Genomic DNA, 22968 nt, shown 5'->3' on the forward strand with positions numbered 1-22968 from the left:
ATTGAGCCTTAATCTTCCCTAAGAAAGCCCCACAAACACCCTTACGCCGTAACCAAAGTATCAGGCGTTCGGGTCGAGGCCCCAGTCACGATAACGTTCCGGATCGTCGATCCAGTTTTCGCGCACCTTCACGAACACGAAGAGATGAATGCGCTTGTCGAATATCTCCTGCATCTGGCGGCGGGCGGCAGCACCAATGGATTTCACCATCGCTCCACCTTTACCGAGCACGATCTTTTTCTGCCCATCACGCTGTACGAAGATCACCTGATTGACGACCGCACTGCCGTCCTCTTTCTCGACCCAGCTCTCGGTTTCCACAGTCGCCGAATAAGGCAGTTCCTGATGCAGGCGATTGAACACTTCTTCGCGGGTGATCTCTGCAGCCAACAGGCGCAACGGCAAATCCGTCACCTCGTCCGGCGGATAAAGATAGGGGCCCGGCGGCATCCTGCCCGCGAGATATTTCAGCAGATCCTCGCAACCGTCGCCATTCTCGGCAGAGATCATGAAGGTCTCTTCGGCAATGCCGGTTTCGGCGAGCTCCGCCGCGAAAGGCAGTAGGGCTTCACGGGCGGTATCGTCGATTTTGTTCAGGACCAGAATGACTTTGCGTTTGGTCTTCTGCAGCCCCTCAATGATACGGCGCGTGTCTTCATCGACTTTCTTGCGGGAAGCATCCACCATGAGAACAACGAGGTCCGCGTCGCCCGCTCCTTCCCAGGCAGCATGCACCATGGCCCGATCGAGCCGGTGCTTGGGCTCGAAAATGCCCGGCGTGTCGACGAACACAACCTGTGTATCACCATGCATGCAAACACCGCGGATACGTGTGCGCGTGGTCTGAACCTTGCGGGTGACAATGGAGACTTTGTAGCCAACCAACCGGTTTACCAGTGTCGATTTACCGGCATTCGGCGCACCAACGACGGCAACAAAACCCGCCCGCGTGCCAGTGTCCGTTCCGTTTTCCACTGTATCAGCCATTTAATTTCGCAATCATCTTGCCTGCGGCATCCTGCTCGGCGATGCGCTTCGATTTACCAGTACCAGTCGTATCGCCATGTCCCTGAACCGAGACCTTGATCGTAAATTCCGGAGCATGAGCCGGACCATCCCGGCCAATGGTTTCATATGCCGGGAGCGGGATTTTGCGCGCCTGCACCCACTCCTGCAGTGTCGTCTTCGCATCCTGCGGCGGCCGCAACTCCGCTTCGACGAGCGGGTTCCAGCTCTGCAGAATGAAGCGCCGGGCAGCTTCCAGCCCACCATCGAGGTAGAGCGCCCCAATCACTGCTTCCATAGCATCGGAAAGAATTGTCTCGCTTTCTCTGACACCAGCTTCGGTCTCCCCGCGGGAGACAATCAGGAAGCGCCCGAGGCCGATCTGCCGGGCGATCTCAGACAGGGCCTCACGACGTACAAGTCCGACATGCCGTTTGGCAATCGCCCCTTCCCGCTCGTGCGGGAAACGGTCCAGCAAATGCTCAGCCATGATCAGGGCCAACACCCTGTCCCCAAGAAATTCCAACCGTTCATAAGCGTTCCATGCGCGCGGCTCCGCGCTCGCGTGCGTTACAGCCCGTCGCAGAACGTCGGCATGGCCGAAAGTGTGGCCAAGAATTTCCTCTAGCTCTTCTAGATCGCTTTCCATCTCTTGGTCACTCAATGACTTTGAACAACCTGCTGAATCTGGTGGCAAACGGCCAATTCCATACCTCGTACCAACGTGAAGTTCCATCCGTCGAGAAGAACAGAATTTCGGCACGTCCGACAAAGTTATCAACCGGAACCATACCAACAGAGCTGTCGCGACTGTCGAGCGAATTGTCGCGGTTGTCGCCCATCATGAAGTAGGAATCTTGGGGGATCATGAATTCTTCGGTGTTATCGAGCTGCGCCCGGTTGCCCATGGCTTCCAGGATCCTATGCTCAACACCGTTCGGCAGGGTCTCGATGAACTGCGGAATGGACGCCATCCGACCATACGGATCGGTCATCACATAATCCTCAATCCGCCGCCGCTCTACCATCTCGCCGTTGATATATAGCCGACCCAGCTTCATCTGCACCCGGTCGCCCGGCAGGCCGATCACCCGCTTGATATAGTCCGTCGACTCATCCGTCGGCTTCTTGAATACAGCGACATCTCCACGCTCGGGCGCTGTGAACAGAATGCGACCTTCGAACAACGGCGGGGAGAACGGAAGAGAGTGCCGGCTAAAGCCGTAGGACGGCTTCGAGACGAACAAATAATCACCAACGAGCAAGGTCGGGAACATCGACCCAGACGGGATATTGAACGGCTCGTAGGCGACGGTTCGGAAGCCAACGGCAATCAGGATTGCGTAGACGAGCGTCTTTATGAATTCCCGCATGATACTCCAGGGGGCGCGGTGGCAATATAGTCAGAACAGGTCCGGCAACGGAGCACCGTCATCAGCTGTCCGCGATTGCGGACGGCAAGGCGATGTATGCCGTATTCCCGGGAATACGGCAAGCGACGCCTATTCTCCCGTGTTCTCCCTCAAGCCCGGCGCTTCGGCGGAAATCACGACAAAAGCCTGCGCCATGGGCGGCTCGTCCGTCAGCGACAGATCGACGCGCGCGACCAGACCGTCCGGCGTGATCTCCAGCAACCGAGCAGCGGCAATACCACTAAGTTCGAAAGAAGGCTTTCCGGAGGCATCGTTGACGACTTCAAGCTCTCGCCACTGGATCCCCGGACGATCTGCTTCTCCAAGGGCTTTCCAGACAGCTTCTTTGGCCGCGAATCGTTTCGCGTAGACGGCAGCCCGGTTGGCTTTCATATCTGCGCGAGCACGCTCTCCATCGGTAAAGATGCGGCTCAGAAAACGGTCACCGAAGCGGTCGATTGACCGCTCAATCCGGGTGATATCGACCAGGTCACTACCGATGCCAAGGATCATGCGCGTGTTCTCAAGCCCCGACCCGGCCCGTTGCACCGGCCCGGGCATTGTCCATCAGGGACCGCATGCGCCGGATGGAACTGTCGAGGCCACTGAAGATCGCCTCACCTATCAAGAAATGCCCGATATTGAGCTCGTGGAACTCGGGCATCTCAGCGACCGGTGCAACCGTATCGAAGGACAGACCATGGCCTGCATGCATTTCCAAACCGCGCTCCGCGCCGTATCGGGCGGCATCCCGTAGACGTTCCAGATGGGCCGTCCGTGCCGGCTCGCCTTCCGCTTCGCAATAAGCACCGGTATGAAGCTCGACGACCGGTGCTCCAAGCGCGACTGCCGCATCAATTTGCCGCTTGTCTGCTTCGATGAAGAGCGACACGCGGATGCCAGCATCTTTCAACGCACGGCAATAGCTGGTCAGGTGATTGTGCAGACCGGCAGCATCCAAGCCGCCTTCGGTGGTCACTTCCTCGCGCTTTTCAGGAACGATGCAGGCCGCGTGCGGTTTATGGCGGAGCGCGATATCGAGCATCTCGTCGGTCGCCGCCATCTCGAAGTTCAGCGGCAGGTCGATCTCACGTGTCAGTCGCTCGATATCGGCATCTGAAATATGGCGGCGGTCTTCCCGCAAATGTGCCGTAATGCCATCCGCACCGGCTTCCGCAGCAAGACGGGCCGCCCGCACCGGGTCCGGATGGGCGCCGCCCCGTGCGTTCCGGATCGTCGCCACATGATCGATATTAACGCCAAGCCGCAAATAACTCATTGGCTTCCCGCTCCCTGCTCAGAAACCCTGCCATCAACAGACATTCCTTCAGCGACCGCGCTTTTCCGGGCCGCCGCGTCGTCCCGCCGTTCCGTCCGTCGTCTCCGATATCCCTCTATCAAGCCAAGCAGCGGCAAATAGAGAAGGAACCAGACGGCAATCGCTGTCGGCACGCTACCCACAACCATTGTGAACAGTAGATCGACGCTTTGCCCTAACGACTCTCCGGAAATGATCCCAAGGAAAAAGTCCAAGGTCAATTTCGGCGGCTCCACGCCTTCGGGAGTGCCAACAATCCAGCTGCCGACCTTGAAAATCCAGAGCCAGATGAAGGGAAACGTCCAGGGATTGCCGATCGCCGTGCCGATCGCCGAGGCCAGGATATTGGCCCGAATTCCCCAGGCGAAAAGTCCTGCGAGAATGAAATGCAGACCGATCAGCGGCGTGAAGGATGCAGCGGCGCCGCACGCAAAGCCCGCGGCGATGCTGTAAGGCGTCCCCGGCATGCGTCCCAGCCGGTGGCCCGTATAGCGCCACAGCCGGCCGAACCCCATCCGCGGCCAGATAAATTGACGAATCCTGGAGGCAGTACTCACTGCCTGCCGGCGTTTAAACATGGACGCCGAACCTTTCCTCTGCTCACGCTCACTGTACCGTTAGAAATCCCGTGCCACCGGGATATCAGCACTTCTCACTTATGTGGTTCAGCCGCGCGCCCGATCCACTGAATTTATCACCGGTGTAGCACGCAAGGCTGCGATTATTTCTGTCAGGTGCCGAACATCGGCCACCTCGACATCGATATAGAGTTCGAAGAAGTCGGTCGAGCGATTGACGAGCTTCAAGTTGATTATGTTGCCGCGGCTCTTGCCGATCACGGTCGAAAGGGCGCCGAGGCTACCGGGCTCGTTCGCCAGAACGATATCCAGCCGGCCGACATGCATGTCGGTTTCACTGTCCAGATCCCAGGAAACATCGAGCCAACGTTCCGGCGTTGAATGGAAATTCTCGAGCGTATCGCAGTCGATCGTGTGGATGGTGACGCCCTTGCCCGTGGTCACGATACCGACAATACGCTCTCCGGGAAGCGGATGGCAGCAACGCGCATAATGCACCGCCATGCCTGGAATCAGGCCTTTGAGAGGCACCGCGTCGGGACTGCCTTTACGGGCCTTTGCCCGCGCCCGGGTGATTGGCACGACATTCTGTTTGTCCGGCGCCGGCAATGTTTCCGGAACCGCGACGTGCAACACCTCGCGATCACTCAGCACGCCCTCGCCAACACCGGCCAGCAAATCTTCGACGGTTTCAACGTGAAACTTGCCGACAATGCCTTCCAGTATTTTCTCGGAGTATTTCTGGGCTTCCTGACGAAATGCCTTCTGCATGATTGCGCGGCCAAGATCGGCAAACTGCTGGCGCCGCTGCAAGCGTACGAAGCGCCGAATCCGAGCCTTCGCCTTGCCGGTAACGACGAACTGTTCCCAGGTCGGAGACGGTGTTGAGTTTTTAGACGTCGAGACCGCGACCTGATCGCCATTCTTAAGAGCAGTGGTTAGCGGCATCAGACGATCATTGATCCGTGCACCGACACACCTGTCGCCGACCTCCGAATGTACCGCATAAGCGAAATCGACCGGCGTCGCCCCACGCGGCAGAGAGATCAGATCTCCCTTCGGCGTGAAGCAGAAGACCTGGTCCTGATACATTTCGAGCTTGGTGTGCTCGAGGAACTCCTCCGGCCCGGAGGCATGCTCTAGGATCTCCAGAAGCTCCCTGATCCAGCGGTATTTCTTGCCTTCACGGCTATATGTCGGATCTTCTTTGTAGACCCAGTGCGCGGCAACGCCGAGCTCGGCGACTTCGTGCATCTCCCGCGTTCGGATCTGAATTTCGATCCGCTTTTTAAGCGGGCCGATTATCCCGGTATGGAGGGATTGATAACCGTTTGGCTTGGGTGTGCTGATATAGTCTTTGAATCGGCCCGGAATCACCGGGTACTTGCCGTGCAGAGCACCGAGCAACTGGTAACATTCACCCGCATTCTCGACCACGAGCCTGAACGCCATGATGTCGGAGAGCTGCTCGAAACCAACATCCTTGCGCTGCATCTTCAGCCAGACCGAATAGGGCGATTTCCTCCGGCCTGAAATCTCCGGGACGATTTCGACGGTCGCCGCAGTTTCCCGTAACTCGTCGATCACCCGATCAACGGTGTCGCTGCCCTCGTCATAGAGATAATCAAGACGCGTCATGATCGACGTTCGCGCATCCGGATTCAACTCAGCAAACGCAAGATCTTCGAGCTCGTCGCGCATCGCCTGGATCCCGATGCGCTCGGCTAGCGGCGCATAGATATCCATTGTTTCCGCGGCGATGCGGCGACGTTTGTCAGGCGACTCGATGAAATGAAGGGTGCGCATATTGTGGACCCGGTCCGCCAGTTTCACTAGCAGAACGCGGATATCCTCGCTCATCGCCAGGACGAGCTTACGGAAATTCTCCGCCTGCTTGGTACGGTCGGATTGCAACTCGATCCGTGTCAGCTTGGTCACGCCATCAACCAGCCGCAGGATATCCTCGCCGAAGAGACGTTTGATGTCCTCAGGCGTCGCGTCTGTGTCTTCAATAGTATCGTGCAGCAGTGCGGTGATGATGGTGTTGGTGTCGAGCCGCATGTCGGTCAGGATGCCGGCGACTTCGAGTGGGTGGGAAAAGTAGGGGTCGCCCGACGCTCGTTTCTGCGAGCCATGCATCTTCATGGCATAGACGTAGGCGCGGTTCAGCGCGTCTTCGTCCATGCCCGGATCGTAACTCTTGACCCGTTCGACCAGTTCATATTGCCGTATCATGAATGCCCCAACGCGCTCTGCGCGACCGCACATATGGCGTCGTCAGGTAGCGACAAAGGCCCCGGTTCGGGCCTGCGTTTCAGGCAAGTGAAAGGCCTGTTCGGCTTAGCCTTCGCGTCCAAGGACCTCTTCATCAATGTCCTCGAAACCGGCGCTCGCGCCTTCTTCCTTAGCAGACTGGATCTGCATGCCCAACGCGTCCGCGGCTTCCTCAACGGCGGCTCCGCCATCGGCTTCGAGCGCGCTCATATCCTCTTCTTCCGGACCGTCATCTTCGACAACCCGCTGCAAGCCGCGCACCAGCGCTTCCTGAAGATTGCCGAGATCAACGGTCTTGTCTGCGATTTCACGCAGCGCGACGACCGGGTTCTTGTCATTGTCACGATCAATCGTCAGCTGTCCGCCAGCGGAAATGTCCCGCGCGCGCTGACCGGCGATCATGACAAGATCGAACCGGTTAGGAATTTCCAAAATGCAGTCTTCAACCGTGACCCGTGCCATGGGTGTCCGTCCCGTTCAAAAAGATACCGGAAAGATAAATATATATTGGCTTGCTCTCTCCGGAGCAAGTCAAATAGGTCAGGAATTGCACCCTTCCTTGACAGAGCCCACCAACCGGATGGTCTGACCAGGGTCAAGCGCCTCGATCAGACGATCAATAGAGGCACCACTCACCGGGTGCCGCCAGCCCGGCGCAAGGTCGCGCAAGGGATAGAGAACAAAGGCGCGCTCATGCATTCGCGAATGCGGCAGAACAAGCCCGTCACTGCCATCACGAACTTCTCCGCGACAATCCAGAAGGTCGAGATCTATGACCCGTGCAGCATTGACCTGTCCACGAACCCGTCCATATTCCGCTTCTATGGCATGCAAGTTTGCCAACAGTGTAACGGCATCAAATTCTGTCTCAACGCGGTAGACTGCATTCACGTACCAAGGCTGGTCGGATACCGGAACAGGCGCACTCTCGTACCAACCGGAGACAGCGACCGGTACGACACCACGTTTACAGAGGTCCGCCACGGCAGCTTCCAGGGTCTCACGCGGCGAGGAAAACTGGGCATTCGGGAGATTGGCCCCTACCCCCAAATAAATCATGGACACCATTCCGTCGATGCTTTAACGACACAGAAATTAATACTGCCTTGAATTCCCAACACATCCGACTCGATTTGAAAAAGATCTACAATTGATTGACAGTCAAGAATTCAATTCTACAACCGCGAATTACTTGTACAATTGGTAACTTGCTGATCTAATGATTGGGCTGGGATAAAAATTAAAAACTAAGGGAATATTTGATGTATTTCTATCCTCAAGAAAAAACTGGCCTCTTCATTGATGGTGCCAATTTGTATTCCGCTGCACGTTCGCTCGGGTTTGACATCGATTATCGTAAACTGCTGACTGTTTTTGCTGACGAGTGCCGTCTCGTTCGTGCGTTCTACTATACGGCTCTGATTGAAGATCAAGAATACTCGCCAATCCGGCCGCTCGTCGACTGGCTTGATTACAATGGCTATACCATGGTCACCAAGCCGACCAAAGAATTTACAGATGCCTCCGGGCGCCGGAAAATCAAAGGCAACATGGATATCGAGCTCGCTATCGATGTCCTCGAAATGGCCGAACATCTCGACCATGTTGTGCTGTTCTCCGGAGATGGCGATTTCCGCCGGCTGGTCGAGGCTGTCCAGCGGCGGGGGGTTCGGGTCACCGTTGTCTCAACCGTCAAATCCCAACCGCCCATGATCGCTGACGAACTGCGCCGCCAGGCCGATCATTTCCTTGAACTCAAGGATTTCCAGGAAAAGATCGCACGCGCCCATCAGGCGCGCCCGGTGCGTCAGCAACAGGACGATTATGAAGACGGTGCCGACGACGATCTTGATGACGACGATTATGAGGACGATATCGACGAGGCCCAGGTAACGCCACGTCGCCCGAATTACTAAGGCGTCGTCGGGATGGCCTCGTGACTCTATCTATATCCAGTCTGGAAGAGCCAGGCCGGGATTGCCCGCTTTGCCCTCGGCTCGTGGAATTCCGCCAAGGCAGTCGCGAGAAGTTTCCGGACTGGCATAATGGACCGGTGACCTCCTTCGGGCCGAAGGACGCATCCTTCCTCATCGTTGGACTTGCGCCGGGTTTGCGCGGCGCAAACCGCACGGCCCGGCCATTTACCGGCGATTATGCAGGCGACCTGCTTTACCAGACGCTGGACCGGTTCGGTTTCTCAGAGGGCACATATGACAGTGAGGGCAAGGACGATCTGAAACTCGTCAATTGCCGTATCACGAATGCCGTTCGATGCGTACCGCCGGAGAACAAACCGATTGGCGCCGAAGTAAAAGCCTGCGCGCCGTTTCTTCAAATGGAGCTTGCTGGCCCTAGGCGGATTGTTCTGGCGCTCGGTGGCCTCGCCCATGGCGCGGTATTGTCAGGGCTCGGGATTCCGAAGAACCGCTTCAAGTTCGGGCATAATGCCGTTCATCAGCCGGGTGCCGGTTTCACTCTCGTGAATTCCTACCATTGCTCACGCTATAACACGAATACCGGCAAACTGACGGAAGCCATGTTCGAGGATGTGTTCGATACAATCCGGAGTTTGCTGAGCGCGCCCTGACGCGTCAGTTCTTCTCGCGCATCAGGCGTGCCTTGTCCCGCTGCCAATCCCGCTTTTTCTCGGTCTGGCGCTTATCCATCTTCTTTTTTCCCGTTGCTATCCCTATGGAGATCTTGGCAATGCCCCGATCGTTGAAATAGAGCCGCAGCGGGATGAGCGTTGCGCCTTCCCGCTGCACTAAACCAAGCAAACGGTCACGCTCCTTCCGATGAACAAGCAAACGACGTGGCCGGCGCGGCTCATGGTTGAAAGGCTCTGCCGCCGGGTATTCCGGGATATGCACATTGAAGAGAGTGAGTTCACCAGCGTCCTGGCCAGCATAGGACTCGCCAATGCTGGCCTTGCCGTCGCGTAGGCTTTTCACCTCGGAGCCAGCCAGAACGATGCCAGCTTCAACCGTGTCTTCAATAAAGTAGTCGTGCCGCGCACGACGGTTCTGGGCGATCAATCCGTCGCCTGATTTCTTTCCCGCCATGGGAGACTTCCTTCAACCGCCGGACAAGCCCGGCCCGCTGATCAGTTCAGCAGACCGGCATGCCGCAGAGCGGATTCCACTTTTTGTTTGCTGCTATCCGCGATCTCGCAGATCGGCAGACGCGCGGCAGGCTCACAGATCCCGAGCAGGCTTGCTGCGTATTTAACCGGACCCGGGCTGCTTTCGCAGAACAGGGCCTGATGCAGCGGTGACAACCGATCATTAATGGTCATGACCGTATCGAGATCGCCCTTACCCCACGCCCGGTGAAGCTCCGACAGCGGGCCCGGCGCGACATTTGCCGTCACCGATATGCAACCGTGGCCGCCCTGGGACAGAAATGGCACAACTGTTCCGTCTTCGCCGGTCAGTTGAGTGAAATTCGCCCCAATCGCGAGGCGGGTTTCCATAGGACGTGTACCGCTTGCAGTCGCATCCTTCACACCAACAATATTTGGCAGCTCTGCCAGTCGCTTCATCGTCTCGACAGTCATGTCGATGACGCTCCTCGGCGGGATATTGTAAATCACGACCGGCAAATCAACAGCATCGGTGATCGCCTTGAAATGACGGTAAAGGCCTTCCTGCGTCGGCTTGTTATAATACGGTGTGACCACCAATGCCGCATCAGCACCGGCTTCCTTGGCGTGCCGCGTCAGCTCGATGGCTTCCTCGGTTGAGTTCGAGCCAGTGCCAGCGATAACCGGAATCCGGCCAGCAACCTGATCGACACACATTTCAACAACCTGCTTGTGCTCAGGATGGCTCAGCGTCGGGGACTCGCCGGTGGTTCCCGTCGGGATCACACCGTTCGTCCCCTGCTCAATCTGCCAATCAACAAGTTTTCGGAACGCGGCCTCGTCGACCGCGCCGTTTTTGAACGGCGTGATCAATGCTACCAGGGATCCCTTGAACATTGGATTTCCAGCATTGTAGGCCACGTCTCGTCTCCTGCCGTTTTTGGCTGTTTCTTCGAAAGACGGGGACCATACGCTTACCTAAGCGGAGGAACAAGAACTTGCGTTCCATACATGGGTATTTGCGCCGGTCTGCCGAAAAATGAGGCACAGCCCCACTTTTCCATAGCTAGTGGTGACTTAGCGTTAGGCAGGTTTCCTGCTATCATACTTATAGGCACGCAGACTCCATACTGGACTCCCCGGTCGGAAAGTCCGCGCGCAACCTGTAGCGGCGGGGGAATAGACACTGCGAATGCTGTTCCGATTTGGATCGACCTCATGCATGGTCATGACCGGTGTCGGCGTCCTGATAGGCTCTCTTTGGGCCATGGCTGAAAATCCAGGCCGCGCCGCTATACCCATTCCCGAAATGCGGCCCGCGATATCAACCCCGCCCCTCCCTCTCGTCAGGCCACGGGACCTTTTGATCCCAAAGAATAGTTCAGCCGCTTATCGACGTGCCTTCACGCTCGCCACGAAAGGGAAATGGCGCGCCGTCGCTGACGTCCCGCGCGAACCGGCCCGGCCCGAGCTTGAAAAGGTTCTGACATGGATGCGGCTCCGCGATCCGGCAAGCGGCGCCGGATTTGAGGAGGTTGCCAGTTTCCTCAAGGCGCATCCGGGTTGGCCCGACCGCTGGAAGATGATCTCTCGGGCGGAGTATTTGATGCCTGACGATCTCCCGCTCTCTGCGCAAAAAAGCTGGTTCAATGCGATCACGCCACAGACCGCCGCTGGCCGCCTCAAGTATCTAAAAACACTCGAGAACGACGCGGATCGCACTGATCTGACTGAGAAAACGCGCGCCTACTGGCACGAAACGCCATTTGGGCGCTCAGACCACCGGGCATTCCTGAAGCGCTACAGATCGTTGCTCAGCGCGGACGACCATTGGATCCGCCTCGACCGGATGCTTTGGCGCGGCTCCATTTCCTCCGCCCGCCGAGTCCTCCCACTGGTAGCCAAGGACAAGAGAAACCTGGCCCTTGCAAGAATGCAGTTGCGCACCCAATCCCCTGGCGTTGATGGCGCAATCAATCGCGTTCCCGACGGCCTGCGATCCGATCCGGGCTTACAATACGAGCGTCTGCGTTGGCGTCACCGTAAGGGTCGGAAGGAAGATGCCCTGGAACTCCTCTGGTCTGTTCAAGCAGACCAGCAATTTCCGGCTCTCTGGTGGCGTGAACGCTCCCGGCAAATCCGGTATGCGCTGGATGATGACCGCAAAGAGGATGCGTACCTGCTCTCTGCTGCACACATCCAGCAAACCGGGCTGAGCTTCGCGGAAGCAGAATGGCATGCGGGCTGGATCGCTCTCCGCTTCGCGGCCAAGCCGGTTGAGGCACTGCAAGCATTCGAGAAGCTCTATGATGGCGTTAGTACGTCCATCAGCCTCGCACGGGCCGGTTACTGGGCAGGAAGGGCCGCGGAGACGGCCGAGCATAAGAAAGCGGCACGCCAATGGTACAGGCGAGCCGCGAAGAACCCCGCGACCTTTTACGGCCAGCTTGCTCAGGCCCGCCTCGACGCAGATGGGTTCCAACTGCCACGGGAACCGCAGCCAACATCAGAAGAAAGAACAGCTTTTCGCCAAACGACCATGGCACAAGTTGCCGTCGCCCTTGGGCGTACCGGCCAGGACGACCTGGCGCGTGATTTCGTTGCTCACATCTCACGCCTCGCCGACAACGGAACACAAGCTGTCCTCGTAGCGCAGCTTGCCCGAGAACTTGGCTATCTAGATATCACGGTAAGGGCCGCACGGACCGCCGCCCGCAAGGGTATCGTAATGGCTCAGACAGGCTATCCGACCCGCTATGCCACCGAACACGGCCCGCTGGAGCCAGCACTGATGCTCGCCATTATCCGTCAGGAAAGCGGGTTCGATACAAAAGCCAAGAGCCGAGCCGGTGCGCGCGGTCTGATGCAATTGATGCCGGCAACGGCCCGGCAGGTCTCAAAATCCGTCAAGCAACGCTACTCGGTGAAGCGGCTGACTACCGATCCATATTTCAATATCAAGCTCGGCAGCACCTATCTCTCTGGCCTGATCGACCGTTTCGGTGGCAACTACATACTTGCGATAGCCGCCTATAATGCGGGTCCCGGCAATGTGAACAGATGGATCCGGGAGCGCGGCGACCCGCGTACCGACGCGGTGGACGTCATCGACTGGATCGAGCGCATCCCGTTCGGAGAAACCAGGAACTATGTCCAGCGTGTTCTCGAAGGACTGGTCGTCTATCGAGCAAGGCTGGGGCGTCACAGTCCCGTGATCTCCTGGGATAAAGTCTCCCCGCGCGATGTGTGGTGCGTTACGGCTTGCGGCGTTCTGCTGGATGCCCATCAGGCTTCGGCGCTCACAAGGGAGTAAAACTCAATGTCGGTAAATCCGTCCTTCGCAGGCATAAAGGCCTGCGTCTTCGATGCCTATGGCACCCTGTTCGATGTTCATTCCGCCGTCGCGCAATGCCGCAGCCAGTTTCCGGATCCCGACAAACAAGCTGACAAGACATCGGAGATCTGGCGCGCAAAGCAGCTTCAGTACACATGGCTCCGAGCGCTGCAAAACCGTCATTTGGATTTCTGGCAGGTGACCAGCGACGCACTCGATTTCTCTCTCGAATCCGTTCTCGGAAACCTTGGCCCCGCCGGTTTGCGTGACGCCCTGCTCAACAGCTATCTTACCCTCGACGCCTATCCGGAAGTTCTTGGTGTTCTACAAAACCTCAGGGACCGCGGCCTGAAGACGGCGATCCTTTCGAACGGCTCACCTGATATGCTGGAAAGGGTTTGCGAAAAATCCGGCGTCGGTGATTTGATGGACGCCATCCTGTCTGTCGAGGACGTCGGTATCTACAAGCCCCACCCATCGGTCTACCAACTTGCCGTCGACCGGCTCGGTATTCATGCGGATCACATCTCGTTCCAGAGCTCGAACGCCTGGGATGCGACCGCCGCCTCGGCCTTCGGTTTCAAGGTCGCCTGGATCAACCGGTTCTCCCAGGCTCCCGAGCGGCTTCCCGGGAAACCGGATGCGGAAATCCGGACCCTGGATGAGCTGCCGCCCTTACTTTGACACACCCGCCCCACTGATTGAAACGGAGACAATCACAGCGTTGCACCAGCGCCCGGGCACTCTTATCGTCAGCATGAACCGGTCCGGACATCTGTGCTGTCTTGCGGACCGGTCCTTACGACAGGAGAGAGTAAACCGATGAACGAGCTTGCTTCGACGCACCTCGCAGCCCCCCTTTTCGCCGATATCGAGTCCGCTGCCAATCGCCTGAAGGGCGAAGCAGTGCGCACGCCCCTGTTGGAAGCGCCCCTGCTGAATGAGAAGCTCGGTGGTCGCCTCTTGGTGAAACCGGAATGCCTGCAGCGCACAGGCTCCTTCAAATACCGCGGCGCCTTCAACCGGCTTTCGCTGATCCCGGAGGCCGACCGCGTGCGTGGCGTGCTCGCCTATTCATCCGGCAACCACGCTCAGGGCGTTGCCCATGCCGCAAGCCGGCTCGGCATCAAGGCAAGCATCATCATGCCGGAGGATGCACCGGCAATGAAAATCCAGAACACAAAGGATTACGGCGCCGAAGTCATTCTCTACGATCGATATAATGAGAACCGTGAAGAAATCGGCCAGCGAATCGCTGCCGAGACCGGCGCAACGCTGGTGCGCCCTTACGACGATCCTGGTGTGATCGCCGGTCAGGGAACAATCGGCCTCGAGATTGCGAAGCAGGCGGCGGAAGCCGGAGCAGCACTTGACGCGGTGATCGTTTGTTGCGGCGGCGGAGGCCTCGTATCCGGGACCGCTCTGGCGATCCACAATGTCGCGCCGGGCGTCGCGGTTTATTCCGCAGAACCGGAGAATTTTGATGACATGGCCCGTTCTCTTGCCAGCGGGAAGCATGAGAGCAACGATCCCGCTGCACGCTCCATCTGCGATGCAATCGTGACTCCTACGCCGGGGGAGATCACCTTCAGCCTCTGCAAACTGCTACTGGCTGGCGGTCTCGCAGTCAGCGACGATGAAGCGCTCGACGCAATGGCTGCAGCATTCCGGTATCTGAAGATCGTGGTGGAGCCCGGAGGCGCTGTTGCACTTGCCGCTGCTCTCAGCGGCAAGATCGACATGCAGGGCAAGAATGTCGCGGTGGTCTGTTCGGGTGGAAATTGTGATTCTGAAATGCTCGCACGAGCACTGGTGCGCTCGTAATTGATGCTCTCAAGGAACGGGCGGCGAAACCGCCGCCCGACCTAAACGATACACAACGTAATCATCACGCGAGTGCGCGGGATTCTTTATCCTTGGCGTCGGCAACGGTTGCGGCTGCCGGTTTCGGCCCACCAACGACGCTCGGGGACGCCAGTTCCGGCTTCGCTCCGATCCGCTCCAGCGCCTTCTTCTCCACTGGCTTTTCGCCCGGGAAGTGCCGGCAATTGCCTTCGAAGAAAGCACCGGGCTCAATAGTCAGCCTCTCCTGAACAACATCCGCAATAACGCGTGCCGTCTTGTTCAGCGTTACATGGCGGGCCTTGACCTGCCCAGTGACCGCACCAGCGATGACAATGGCATCGGCCTCGATCGATCCGCGAACAATAGCCGTAGAGCTAATCGTTAGCTTCTTGCTGGTGATATCGCCCTCGACAGTTCCGTCGACCTGCATGTCGCCGTCGCTCACGAGATTGCCGTTGACCACAAGGTCCGCGCTCAAAATCGAGGGCGCAGCCTGCTTCTGCGGCGCCTGTTGCTGACCGCGACTATCCTTTTTTTGAAACATATCGTCCCGCCCTCAAAAAGTTACGCGGATTCATCGGTTTATTCTTGAAGCGAACTTCATAATGCAAGTGTGGCGCCGTGCTCCGGCCTGAATTACCCATGCGCCCGATCACCTCACCAAGGCCAACATCCTGGCCCACTTTCACTGCGATACTACTTAAATGCGCGTACCGGGTCGTGATATTATTTCCGTGGTCGATTTCGACGATCCGTCCATAGAAGGCCTCGCGGTGCGCACGGATCACTTTTCCAGGTGCTGCCGCCATGATCTCCTGCTTGCGCGGCCCGGACATGTCCAGACCGGCATGCAATGCCCAGCGCTTGTTTATAGGGTCCTTGCGCCGGCCAAACCCGCTAGTGAAATAATAGTCTTTCATTGGCACGATCAACGGCACGGACAGATAGACATCGCGGAGTTTTTCCCACCGGGAAAGCCGAAGCTCCAGTTGGGTCTCAAGGCTATCGGCCTCTGAACGTTCCGTCTGGAGATCCGGGTGGTAGGGAATGAAAGGTCCACCCTGCCCCATGATCATGCCTTCCGGCATCGGCGCGATGCGCTCCAGATCGAGCCCGGTTTTCCGCAAAACGGCTTCAACAGCATGGATGTTGTTAAGCGCCCGCTCGGAGATCGCTTCGAGCCGGAGCCTGTGCTCATCGTCGACATCCGTAAGCCGAGCCTCAAGCGAGGAGATCCGGCTCCGCAGCGAGTCGTTCTCCGACGTCACAGAGCTTCTCTCAAGCATGACCGTTCGAAGATCCGAACGGAGATGCGAGATGGTTTCGGAAAGATGATCCCTTTGCGCCACGGATTCAGCGAGTTCGTTGTTCAGGCGCCAGAGGCGTCCGTCCAGTTTCTCTCGCTCAGCCGCGATCTCGTTTTTCTCAGCTTCGAGCGTTTCGAGATGAGTCCGCAGATTGCTGATGTGTGTTTCAAGACCGTTATTCTTGCCTGTCATCCGGCGCAACTCGCGGCCAAGCAGGCTGAACTGATCGTTCAGAGCCTTGCGCCCCGCATTGATCCGGTCGCGCTCGACCTGTGTGTAACGAAGTCTGGATTCAGTTGATGTCAGGTTGCTGCGCAAGCCTTCATTCTGGTCGAAAAGTCGCTGCAACTGGCCCTGCGTCTCTTTCAGATCCCGGGTAATGGCAACCACAGAGAGCTGATAGTCTGAGACCTGATCAAGCAGTTGACGGTAGGAATCCTGGCTGCGCTGGATGGCAACGTCTTTGCCCCGCAACAGGTCGTCCTGCATGTAAACGCCGACCGATGCGAAGCCGACCCAGCCCGCCGCCATGACCCAAACAAGAACGATGCCGACTTGCAATCGGGTACTGAGCGAGAAGTAGCGGATCCGTGAATCGGACCGCAAGATCACCTCGCGCTCGCGGAAAAAATGGTTGATCCAGGCCGTTATGCTGCTTGCAAGCGAAGAGCTTTGCGTTTCCATACGCTTGTAGCCTTGAAGATTGCTTTTGATATCCCTCAATAAGAGTACCTGTCAGGCTGCACCAAAGCAAGGCGGGCAACGCTCTCAGACGCCATTGGCGGCAACCTGCGGACCAGCGAACGCAATAACCTTAAGTAGGTTACGAATTCATGCCGACAGAGATCGTGAACAAGGTAGAATCGGGATATGGATCGGGCGCAATGGGAAGCTGATCAGGTACGGGGCGTGGCACTCGCCCTGCGGCACTGGTTCGAGATCACGGATACGGAAACGCGTATGCGGGAGCTCGGTATTCGCCCGGACCCGGAACGCAAGACGGCTGCCCCGGTGGACAAGCGCCTGCAGTCTTTCGCGCTCACGGCTTTGCCCCCGCAAATCGTCCGGCTGAAACCGGAAGCGCCGGTTACCACCTTGCATTTTCTGCAGATTGTTTACGATGACGGGGTCATGCGGGCCGACCCATGGCGCTGGTGGTTTGCCTGGATAAGCATCGAAATGATCTCCCGACTCGGCCCGGACCCGAGTGGGCGTCAGGTCAAAGACTTCATCCGCACCGACGACAGCCTGCAGTCCGTCAGACATACTGCGGCCCGCTGGCTTGCAAGCAGTGAGTCCAGAGTCGACTACGTCAACCAGGAGTTCACGACATTGCTGCGACAGGCGCTTGTCGATCAGGACGCGGCCGATCAGGACTCACTGATCGACCGACTGGGTCAACCCATCGTGGTTTTCATCGAAGCTATGGCGGCGGAGGCCGGGCGGATCTCCGCCGGCATCACCGAGCAACTGGCCGAAAGGGTCGAGCGGATGTAGCTGAACGCCACCATGGCGTAATTACGCGACAGCAGGTCGCAATCTTGCTTTTCGTTTTGCCACAGCCGGTGCTAGGCATATCGGGTCTTTTGTTAACGATCCGGCAAGGCTATCCGATTCATGGCCGAATATTCCGTCTTCAGTGTCATCCAGAACGCTCTCACCGGGCACAAGAACTGGCAGCGTGCCTGGCGAGATCCCGAGCCAAAGCCAAGCTACGATGTGGTCATTGTCGGCGGTGGCGGGCACGGACTCGCGACTGCATTCTATCTGGCAAAGGTACATGGCATCCGGAATGTTGCCGTACTGGAAAAAGGCTGGCTCGGCGGCGGCAACACCGGACGCAACACCACCATCGTGCGCTCCAACTATATGCTCGACGATAATGCGCACTTCTATGAGAAATCACTGAAACTCTGGGAAAACCTGAGCCACGAGCTGAACTTCAACGTTATGTTCAGCCAGCGCGGCGTCCTAAATCTTGCCCACTCGGACGGGCAGATGGATCGTTTCGCGCGGCGGGGCAATTCCATGCGTCTGAATGGCATCGACGCCGAATTGCTCGACCGGAAACAGATCAAGCGCATGGTACCGTACCTCAATTACTCCGACGAAGCACGCTTTCCGATCTATGGCGGGTTGTTGCAGCCGCGCGGCGGCACGGCACGGCATGACGCTGTAGCCTGGGGCCTTGCCCGAGGCGCGGACCGGCTCGGCGTGGACATCATCCAGAATTGCGAAGTCACGGGCTTCAAGCGCAACGGCAACCGGATCGAGGCAGTAGAGACATCGCGCGGCACCATCGGATGCGGCAAGATCGGCCTGGCCGTCGCTGGCAACACCGGCCACCTCGCGTCCAAGCTCGGTTTGAAACTACCGATCGAAAGCCACGTGTTGCAGGCCTTCGTCTCCGAGCCGCTGAAGCCGCTGATCGACCATGTCGTGACCTACGGGGCCGGGCATTTCTATCTCAGCCAATCAGACAAAGGCGGTCTGGTCTTCGGCGGCGATCTAGACATGTATAATTCCTACGCCCAGCGCGGCAACATGGAGACCATCGACCATGTCATGCGCGGCGGCATCGCCATGGTGCCATCGCTTTCACGCCTCCGGCTTCTCCGGCACTGGGGCGGTATCATGGACATGTCCATGGATGGCAGCCCGATCATCGGTAAATCGCCGATCGACAATCTCTATCTAAATTGCGGCTGGTGCTATGGCGGCTTCAAGGCGACGCCGGGCTCCGGCTGGGTCTTCGCACATACGATCGCAGAGGACGCGCCGCACCCGCTGAATGCCGCCCTCCAGCTTGACCGCTTTGAACGTGGTTACGTTCTTGACGAAGAAGCGACCGGCCCCGTGCCGGGGCACCATTAGGAGGCGCCGGCCATGCTCTTTATCGACTGCCCCTATTGCGGCAAACGCGCCCACGACGAATTCACCTATATCGGCGACGCCACCAAAAAACGTCCGGACGGTGCCGAGAAGAACGACCCGGCCTGGGTGGATTACGTTTACACGCGTGACAACCCGCGCGGCCCGCATCTGGAACTCTGGCATCACAGCCTAGGCTGCCGGGAAGTGGTGAAGGTATTGCGTAATACCCAGACGCACGAGGTGCTCGGCACCGGACGGCCTGCCGACGAAACCCGTCTGCCCGAAGCGGAGACCAAGCCATGATGCGCGGCAAGGAACAGCAGCCGTTCCGGAAATCCGAAGGCGGAGAGATCGAACGCACCCGCCCGCTTACCTTCAGCTTCGACGGCACGCCCTACACCGGCTACGAAGGCGACACGCTTGCCTCGGCCCTTCTGGCGAACGGCGTCAGGCTGGTGGGCCGCAGCTTCAAATACCACCGCCCGCGCGGCATCTATTCAGCGGGACCGGAAGAACCCAATGCACTGGTGAACCTGCGCTCAGGAGGGCGGCAGGAGCCGAACACACGCGCAACCCAGATCGAACTGTTCGCCGGACTGGAAGCCCAAAGCCAGAACCGCTGGCCGTCCCTCGCCCTCGACGTCATGGGCGTGAATGACCTTGCCTCGCGTTTCCTGTTCGCCGGTTTCTATTACAAGACTTTCATGGGAATGCCAGGCTGGCACTTCTATGAGCATTTCATCCGCAAAGCGGCCGGCATGGGCGAGGCCAAACATGTCAGCGATCCGGACATCTACGACAAGATGCATGGTCATGCGGACATCGTCGTGGTCGGTGCCGGTCCGGCTGGACTTGCCGCAGCCCTGACCGCAGGCCGGAGCGGCGCCCGTGTCTTCCTGATAGACGAGAACGACAAGCCAGGCGGCCGCCTTCGCAGCGAGCGGGAGACCATCGACGGCAAGCCCGCTATGAATTGGGCCGCGCGCACGCTCGCTGAACTTGAGGAGATGGAGAACGTCACCCTCCTCCGCCGGGCGACGGCTTTCGGCTATTACGATGGCGATACCATTGCCGTGCTGGAACGGGTCTCCGATCATCTGCCTATGCCTGGTCCCTTCCAGGTGCGCCAGCGCCGATGGCTCATCCACGCCAAAAAGGTACTGCTGGCCACCGGATCGACCGAACGGCCGCTGGTGTTTGACGGTAATGACCGGCCAGGAATCATGCTTGCCGGTGCCGTACGCACATACACAAATCGCTTCGCCGTACGGCCCGGAAAACATGCCGTGGTCTTCGCGAACAATGACGATGGATATCGCACCGCCCTCGACCTTGCAGATTCTGGCGTCGAAGTGCGCGGCGTGATCGACCCACGCACCGGCGGACAAGGCCCGCTGAAAGAAGCCGTTATCGCTTCGGGGATTGATGTCGTCAGCGGCGCTGTTGTGGTCCGCACCCATGGCTATCTCGGCCTTGTCGGTGTGGATATAGCCGATCTAGGCACCCTGCAATCCGGCGCCACCCCGGAAACCCGCTACATTCCATGCGATCTGCTGGCGACCGGCGGCGGCTGGAGTCCGAACGTCCATCTCTACAGCCATCAGAGCGGCAAGCCGCTCTACGATCCGGCCATCGCCGCTTTCGTGCCCGGCACATCCCGTATGAACGACCGGTCCATCGGGGCCGCGCGCGGCCGGTTCAGCATCGGGGACTGTCTTGCCGACGGGTATGCGGCAGGTCAAGAGACCGCCGAGGCACTCGGTTTTACTGCGGGAGCTGCGGCGGATATCCCGTCAACCGACGAGCAGGCAATCGGCCCTCTCAAGATACTCTGGCAGGTTCCGGCATTGCCGGGCCGCAAGGGACGGCGCTTTGTCGACCTGCAGGACGATGTCACGGCGGATGATGTAAAACTGGCCCAGAGCGAAGGCTATGTCTCGGTCGAGCATCTGAAGCGCTACACCACGCTCGGCATGGGCACCGATCAGGGCAAGACCTCGAACATCAACGGCCATGGCGTACTTGCCGAAGCCCGCGGCCTTGATGTTTCCGAAGTTGGCACCACAACCTTCCGGCCTCCTTACACGCCCGTCGCCATCGGCGCTTTTGCGGGTCGCGAAATCGGCCAGCGTCAAAACCCTGTCCGGCGCACACCGATGCATGAATGGCATCTCGCGCACGGCGCTCAGATGGTGGAATCCGGACTCTGGATGCGCCCGCAATACTATCTCGGCAAGGATGAACCCGACTCCCGCGAAGCGATGTTCAAGGCCATTGAGCGGGAAACGTTGGCAGTGCGGAACGCCGCCGGAATCTCGGATGTCTCGACCCTCGGCAAGATCGATATTCAGGGTCCGGATGCAGCGGAACTGCTGAACCGGGTCTATATCAACGGCTGGAAGACCCTGGCCGTCGGCAAGGCGCGGTACGGTGTCATGCTGCGCGAGGACGGCGTCGCCCTCGATGACGGCACCACCTCGCGGATCGGCGAGAACCACTATTACATGACGACGACCACGGCAGAGGCCGGACCGGTGATGGAGCATCTGGAGCTGCATCTTCAGGTCCATTGGCCAGACCTCGACGTGAAGGTTGCGTCCGTCTCCGACGAATGGGCTGCCATGGCCATCGCCGGACCGAACAGCCGCTCCATTCTGCAGGATCTGTTCCCGCAAGTTGATCTCTCCCACGAGGGCTTCCCCTTCATGGGCGTACGCGAGGCGAAACTCGGCGCTTTCCCGGCCCGGATCTTCCGCATCAGCTTCTCGGGCGAACTGGCCTACGAGATTGCCGTGCCAGCAGGGTACGGCGAAGCCGCGTGGGAACGGTGCCTTGCTGTTGGCGAGTCTCACGGACTGGTTCCCTATGGTCTTGAAGCACTGAACATCCTGCGCATCGAAAAAGGCCATGTAACTGTCGCCGAGATCGACGGCCGCGTCTCAGCCGCAGATCTTGGCTTCGGCAAGATGATGAGTTCCAAGAAACGCTTTATCGGCGATGCCTTGTCGACCCGTGAAGGCTTGGAAGATCCCAACCGCCCAACGCTGGTCGGACTGACGCCGGTCGACGGCAAGACGAAGATCCGCGCCGGATCGATCCTGGTGGAGGACCCGAAAACGCCGCCACCGGTGCCGAAGCTCGGTCATGTTTCCTCCACTGCCCCGATCAGCCCGAATGTCGGACATCCGATTTCGCTCGGCCTGTTGAAAGATGGTCCAAACAGGATCGGAGATACTGTCTGGGCGGTCTTCCCGCTCAAGGGCGAAGCGGTCCAGGTGAAGGTGACAAGTCCGAATGTCTATGACGTGGAAGGAGCAAGGCTCCATGGCTGACGATTTGATTCTCGCCCGCCGCTCGGCCCTCGCCGGAATTTTCGAACCAGGCGACCACGGGACCAATCGCTTTGACGGTCCGGGTATTCACCTGACCGAGCACACCCCGTTTTCCGTGGTGCAGGTCGAAGCTCGTGTCGATGCAATTCCAGCGTTGGCTGAAGCACTGGATGCGGCCACCGGCACCGCTCCATCCCTCACACCGAACCAGAGCGCCGGAAACGGGCAGCCCCGCCTCCTTGGCACCGGCACCGGGAAGTGGCTGGTCATTGAGCCTGAACACCGCGATCTCGCCGCGTGTCTTCGTTCAGCGATACCAGATAGCGTTGCGATCACCGACCTCAGCCACGCGCGCGCAATCTTTCGATTGTCCGGACGCGACGCCCGAACGCTGTTGGCAAAAGGCTGTTCTATCGATATTCACCCGTCAGAATTTTTGACCGATACAAGCCGGATGACCGGAGTCTTTCACGCACCGGCCCTTATCGATTGCCGTAGCGCCGAGCCGGTATTTGATATCTATGTGCACCGCTCCTATGGAGCGCACCTTTTCGAAAGCCTGCTCGACGGCGCGCTGGAATATGGCTGCCGCATCTTCTGACCATTT

General features: G+C 58.6%; 23 protein-coding genes. 10 read left to right on the plus strand and 13 right to left on the minus strand.

The features are described 5' to 3' along the window. Nucleotides 1–60: 60 nt before the first annotated feature. From era to folK, 9 genes are all read right to left on the minus strand, one after another. Nucleotides 61–987, minus strand: coding sequence for a GTPase Era (gene era, locus ABJ076_RS18190; protein ID WP_348188050.1), 927 nt, complete (start codon nt 985–987; stop codon nt 61–63). Next, nucleotides 980–1654: a ribonuclease III gene (gene rnc, locus ABJ076_RS18195; RefSeq protein ID WP_348188052.1), complete on the minus strand. Its 675-nt coding sequence runs from the start codon at nt 1652–1654 to the stop codon at nt 980–982. The genes era and rnc overlap by 8 nt, the downstream gene beginning before the upstream one ends. 7 nt (nt 1655–1661) lie before the next feature. Further along, on the minus strand, nt 1662–2378 hold the full coding sequence (lepB, locus tag ABJ076_RS18200) for a signal peptidase I (RefSeq protein WP_348188055.1): 717 nt from the start codon (nt 2376–2378) through the stop codon (nt 1662–1664). A 129-nt stretch (nt 2379–2507) separates the two neighbouring features. Continuing rightward, nucleotides 2508–2930 carry a holo-ACP synthase gene (gene acpS / locus ABJ076_RS18205; protein ID WP_348188058.1) on the minus strand — a complete coding sequence of 141 codons (423 nt, stop codon included), beginning with the start codon at nt 2928–2930 and terminating at the stop codon, nt 2508–2510. A gap of 10 nt (nt 2931–2940) precedes the next feature. Then, nucleotides 2941–3696: a pyridoxine 5'-phosphate synthase gene (locus ABJ076_RS18210; RefSeq protein WP_348188060.1), complete on the minus strand. Its 756-nt coding sequence runs from the start codon at nt 3694–3696 to the stop codon at nt 2941–2943. Then, nucleotides 3693–4313, minus strand: coding sequence for a DUF2062 domain-containing protein (locus ABJ076_RS18215; RefSeq protein WP_348188062.1), 621 nt, complete (start codon nt 4311–4313; stop codon nt 3693–3695). Before ABJ076_RS18215 ends, ABJ076_RS18210 begins: the two co-directional genes overlap by 4 nt. A gap of 87 nt (nt 4314–4400) precedes the next feature. After that, entirely contained in the window at nt 4401–6548 is a 2148-nt protein-coding gene (locus ABJ076_RS18220) for a bifunctional (p)ppGpp synthetase/guanosine-3',5'-bis(diphosphate) 3'-pyrophosphohydrolase (RefSeq protein WP_348188064.1), read from the minus strand. A gap of 105 nt (nt 6549–6653) precedes the next feature. Continuing rightward, entirely contained in the window at nt 6654–7049 is a 396-nt protein-coding gene (gene rpoZ, locus ABJ076_RS18225; protein ID WP_348188067.1) for a DNA-directed RNA polymerase subunit omega, read from the minus strand. A gap of 78 nt (nt 7050–7127) precedes the next feature. Next, on the minus strand, nt 7128–7646 hold the full coding sequence (folK, locus tag ABJ076_RS18230; protein ID WP_348188070.1) for a 2-amino-4-hydroxy-6-hydroxymethyldihydropteridine diphosphokinase: 519 nt from the start codon (nt 7644–7646) through the stop codon (nt 7128–7130). A gap of 203 nt (nt 7647–7849) precedes the next feature. On the opposite strand from folK, the gene ABJ076_RS18235 reads away from it, so the two are divergent. Beyond that, complete coding sequence (locus tag ABJ076_RS18235; protein ID WP_348188073.1) at nt 7850–8503, plus strand: NYN domain-containing protein; 654 nt, start codon at nt 7850–7852, stop codon at nt 8501–8503. Nucleotides 8504–8523: 20 nt separating this feature from the next. Then, nucleotides 8524–9174 (plus strand): uracil-DNA glycosylase, encoded by a 651-nt coding sequence (locus tag ABJ076_RS18240; protein ID WP_348188077.1) that lies wholly within the window; start codon nt 8524–8526, stop codon nt 9172–9174. A 4-nt stretch (nt 9175–9178) separates the two neighbouring features. Here the strand turns inward: ABJ076_RS18240 and smpB are convergent, their stop codons facing one another. Both smpB and dapA read right to left on the minus strand, forming a co-directional pair. After that, on the minus strand, nt 9179–9649 hold the full coding sequence (gene smpB, locus ABJ076_RS18245; RefSeq protein ID WP_348188080.1) for an SsrA-binding protein SmpB: 471 nt from the start codon (nt 9647–9649) through the stop codon (nt 9179–9181). A gap of 41 nt (nt 9650–9690) precedes the next feature. Beyond that, on the minus strand, nt 9691–10566 hold the full coding sequence (gene dapA, locus ABJ076_RS18250; RefSeq protein ID WP_348188082.1) for a 4-hydroxy-tetrahydrodipicolinate synthase: 876 nt from the start codon (nt 10564–10566) through the stop codon (nt 9691–9693). Between the two features lie 325 nt (nt 10567–10891). On the opposite strand from dapA, the gene ABJ076_RS18255 reads away from it, so the two are divergent. From ABJ076_RS18255 to ABJ076_RS18265, 3 genes are all read left to right on the plus strand, one after another. Beyond that, complete coding sequence (locus ABJ076_RS18255) at nt 10892–12982, plus strand: lytic transglycosylase domain-containing protein (protein ID WP_348202621.1); 2091 nt, start codon at nt 10892–10894, stop codon at nt 12980–12982. 6 nt (nt 12983–12988) lie between these two features. Continuing rightward, nucleotides 12989–13687, plus strand: a complete 699-nt coding sequence (locus ABJ076_RS18260; RefSeq protein ID WP_348188087.1) for a haloacid dehalogenase type II — start codon at nt 12989–12991, stop codon at nt 13685–13687. Between the two features lie 138 nt (nt 13688–13825). Further along, nucleotides 13826–14827, plus strand: a complete 1002-nt coding sequence (locus ABJ076_RS18265) for a threonine/serine dehydratase (protein ID WP_348188090.1) — start codon at nt 13826–13828, stop codon at nt 14825–14827. A 64-nt stretch (nt 14828–14891) separates the two neighbouring features. On the opposite strand, the gene ABJ076_RS18270 is transcribed toward ABJ076_RS18265, so the two are convergent. Together ABJ076_RS18270 and ABJ076_RS18275 are read right to left on the minus strand one after the other, a co-directional pair. Continuing rightward, nucleotides 14892–15392 (minus strand): polymer-forming cytoskeletal protein, encoded by a 501-nt coding sequence (locus ABJ076_RS18270; RefSeq protein ID WP_348188093.1) that lies wholly within the window; start codon nt 15390–15392, stop codon nt 14892–14894. After that, a complete protein-coding gene (locus tag ABJ076_RS18275) occupies nt 15373–16839 on the minus strand; it encodes a peptidoglycan DD-metalloendopeptidase family protein (protein ID WP_348188095.1) in 1467 nt (488 codons plus the stop codon). The genes ABJ076_RS18270 and ABJ076_RS18275 overlap by 20 nt, the downstream gene beginning before the upstream one ends. 186 nt (nt 16840–17025) lie before the next feature. On the opposite strand from ABJ076_RS18275, the gene ABJ076_RS18280 reads away from it, so the two are divergent. From ABJ076_RS18280 to ABJ076_RS18300, 5 genes are all read left to right on the plus strand, one after another. After that, complete coding sequence (locus ABJ076_RS18280; protein WP_348188097.1) at nt 17026–17652, plus strand: hypothetical protein; 627 nt, start codon at nt 17026–17028, stop codon at nt 17650–17652. Nucleotides 17653–17772: 120 nt separating this feature from the next. Then, the gene (locus tag ABJ076_RS18285; RefSeq protein ID WP_348188099.1) at nt 17773–19029 is read left to right on the plus strand and encodes a sarcosine oxidase subunit beta family protein; all 1257 of its coding nucleotides are present in this window, start codon (nt 17773–17775) and stop codon (nt 19027–19029) included. A 12-nt stretch (nt 19030–19041) separates the two neighbouring features. Beyond that, a complete protein-coding gene (locus ABJ076_RS18290; protein WP_348188102.1) occupies nt 19042–19332 on the plus strand; it encodes a sarcosine oxidase subunit delta in 291 nt (96 codons plus the stop codon). Further along, complete coding sequence (locus tag ABJ076_RS18295; RefSeq protein WP_348188104.1) at nt 19329–22361, plus strand: sarcosine oxidase subunit alpha family protein; 3033 nt, start codon at nt 19329–19331, stop codon at nt 22359–22361. The genes ABJ076_RS18290 and ABJ076_RS18295 overlap by 4 nt, the downstream gene beginning before the upstream one ends. Beyond that, the gene (locus tag ABJ076_RS18300) at nt 22354–22962 is read left to right on the plus strand and encodes a sarcosine oxidase subunit gamma family protein (RefSeq protein ID WP_348188106.1); all 609 of its coding nucleotides are present in this window, start codon (nt 22354–22356) and stop codon (nt 22960–22962) included. The genes ABJ076_RS18295 and ABJ076_RS18300 overlap by 8 nt, the downstream gene beginning before the upstream one ends. Nucleotides 22963–22968: the final 6 nt, after the last annotated feature.

Source organism: Nisaea sp. (assembly GCF_039990255.1).
Lineage (GTDB): Bacteria > Pseudomonadota > Alphaproteobacteria > Thalassobaculales > Thalassobaculaceae > Nisaea.

What these genes read in the sequence shown, in the direction of transcription:
- ABJ076_RS18260 (WP_348188087.1), top strand. Translation starts at nt 12,989, where the DNA reads ATGTCGGTAAATCCGTCCTTCGCAGGCATAAAGGCCTGCGTCTTCGAT.
- ABJ076_RS18210 (WP_348188060.1), bottom strand. Translation starts at nt 3,696, where the DNA reads ATGAGTTATTTGCGGCTTGGCGTTAATATCGATCATGTGGCGACGATC.
- ABJ076_RS18270 (WP_348188093.1), bottom strand. Translation starts at nt 15,392, where the DNA reads ATGTTTCAAAAAAAGGATAGTCGCGGTCAGCAACAGGCGCCGCAGAAG.
- ABJ076_RS18265 (WP_348188090.1), top strand. Translation starts at nt 13,826, where the DNA reads ATGAACGAGCTTGCTTCGACGCACCTCGCAGCCCCCCTTTTCGCCGAT.
- ABJ076_RS18275 (WP_348188095.1), bottom strand. Translation starts at nt 16,839, where the DNA reads ATGGAAACGCAAAGCTCTTCGCTTGCAAGCAGCATAACGGCCTGGATC.
- folK (WP_348188070.1), bottom strand. Translation starts at nt 7,646, where the DNA reads ATGATTTATTTGGGGGTAGGGGCCAATCTCCCGAATGCCCAGTTTTCC.
- dapA (WP_348188082.1), bottom strand. Translation starts at nt 10,566, where the DNA reads ATGTTCAAGGGATCCCTGGTAGCATTGATCACGCCGTTCAAAAACGGC.
- lepB (WP_348188055.1), bottom strand. Translation starts at nt 2,378, where the DNA reads ATGCGGGAATTCATAAAGACGCTCGTCTACGCAATCCTGATTGCCGTT.
- ABJ076_RS18300 (WP_348188106.1), top strand. Translation starts at nt 22,354, where the DNA reads ATGGCTGACGATTTGATTCTCGCCCGCCGCTCGGCCCTCGCCGGAATT.
- ABJ076_RS18220 (WP_348188064.1), bottom strand. Translation starts at nt 6,548, where the DNA reads ATGATACGGCAATATGAACTGGTCGAACGGGTCAAGAGTTACGATCCG.
- rnc (WP_348188052.1), bottom strand. Translation starts at nt 1,654, where the DNA reads ATGGAAAGCGATCTAGAAGAGCTAGAGGAAATTCTTGGCCACACTTTC.
- rpoZ (WP_348188067.1), bottom strand. Translation starts at nt 7,049, where the DNA reads ATGGCACGGGTCACGGTTGAAGACTGCATTTTGGAAATTCCTAACCGG.
- acpS (WP_348188058.1), bottom strand. Translation starts at nt 2,930, where the DNA reads ATGATCCTTGGCATCGGTAGTGACCTGGTCGATATCACCCGGATTGAG.
- ABJ076_RS18295 (WP_348188104.1), top strand. Translation starts at nt 19,329, where the DNA reads ATGATGCGCGGCAAGGAACAGCAGCCGTTCCGGAAATCCGAAGGCGGA.
- ABJ076_RS18215 (WP_348188062.1), bottom strand. Translation starts at nt 4,313, where the DNA reads ATGTTTAAACGCCGGCAGGCAGTGAGTACTGCCTCCAGGATTCGTCAA.
- era (WP_348188050.1), bottom strand. Translation starts at nt 987, where the DNA reads ATGGCTGATACAGTGGAAAACGGAACGGACACTGGCACGCGGGCGGGT.
- smpB (WP_348188080.1), bottom strand. Translation starts at nt 9,649, where the DNA reads ATGGCGGGAAAGAAATCAGGCGACGGATTGATCGCCCAGAACCGTCGT.
- ABJ076_RS18255 (WP_348202621.1), top strand. Translation starts at nt 10,892, where the DNA reads ATGGTCATGACCGGTGTCGGCGTCCTGATAGGCTCTCTTTGGGCCATG.
- ABJ076_RS18235 (WP_348188073.1), top strand. Translation starts at nt 7,850, where the DNA reads ATGTATTTCTATCCTCAAGAAAAAACTGGCCTCTTCATTGATGGTGCC.
- ABJ076_RS18290 (WP_348188102.1), top strand. Translation starts at nt 19,042, where the DNA reads ATGCTCTTTATCGACTGCCCCTATTGCGGCAAACGCGCCCACGACGAA.
- ABJ076_RS18280 (WP_348188097.1), top strand. Translation starts at nt 17,026, where the DNA reads ATGGATCGGGCGCAATGGGAAGCTGATCAGGTACGGGGCGTGGCACTC.
- ABJ076_RS18285 (WP_348188099.1), top strand. Translation starts at nt 17,773, where the DNA reads ATGGCCGAATATTCCGTCTTCAGTGTCATCCAGAACGCTCTCACCGGG.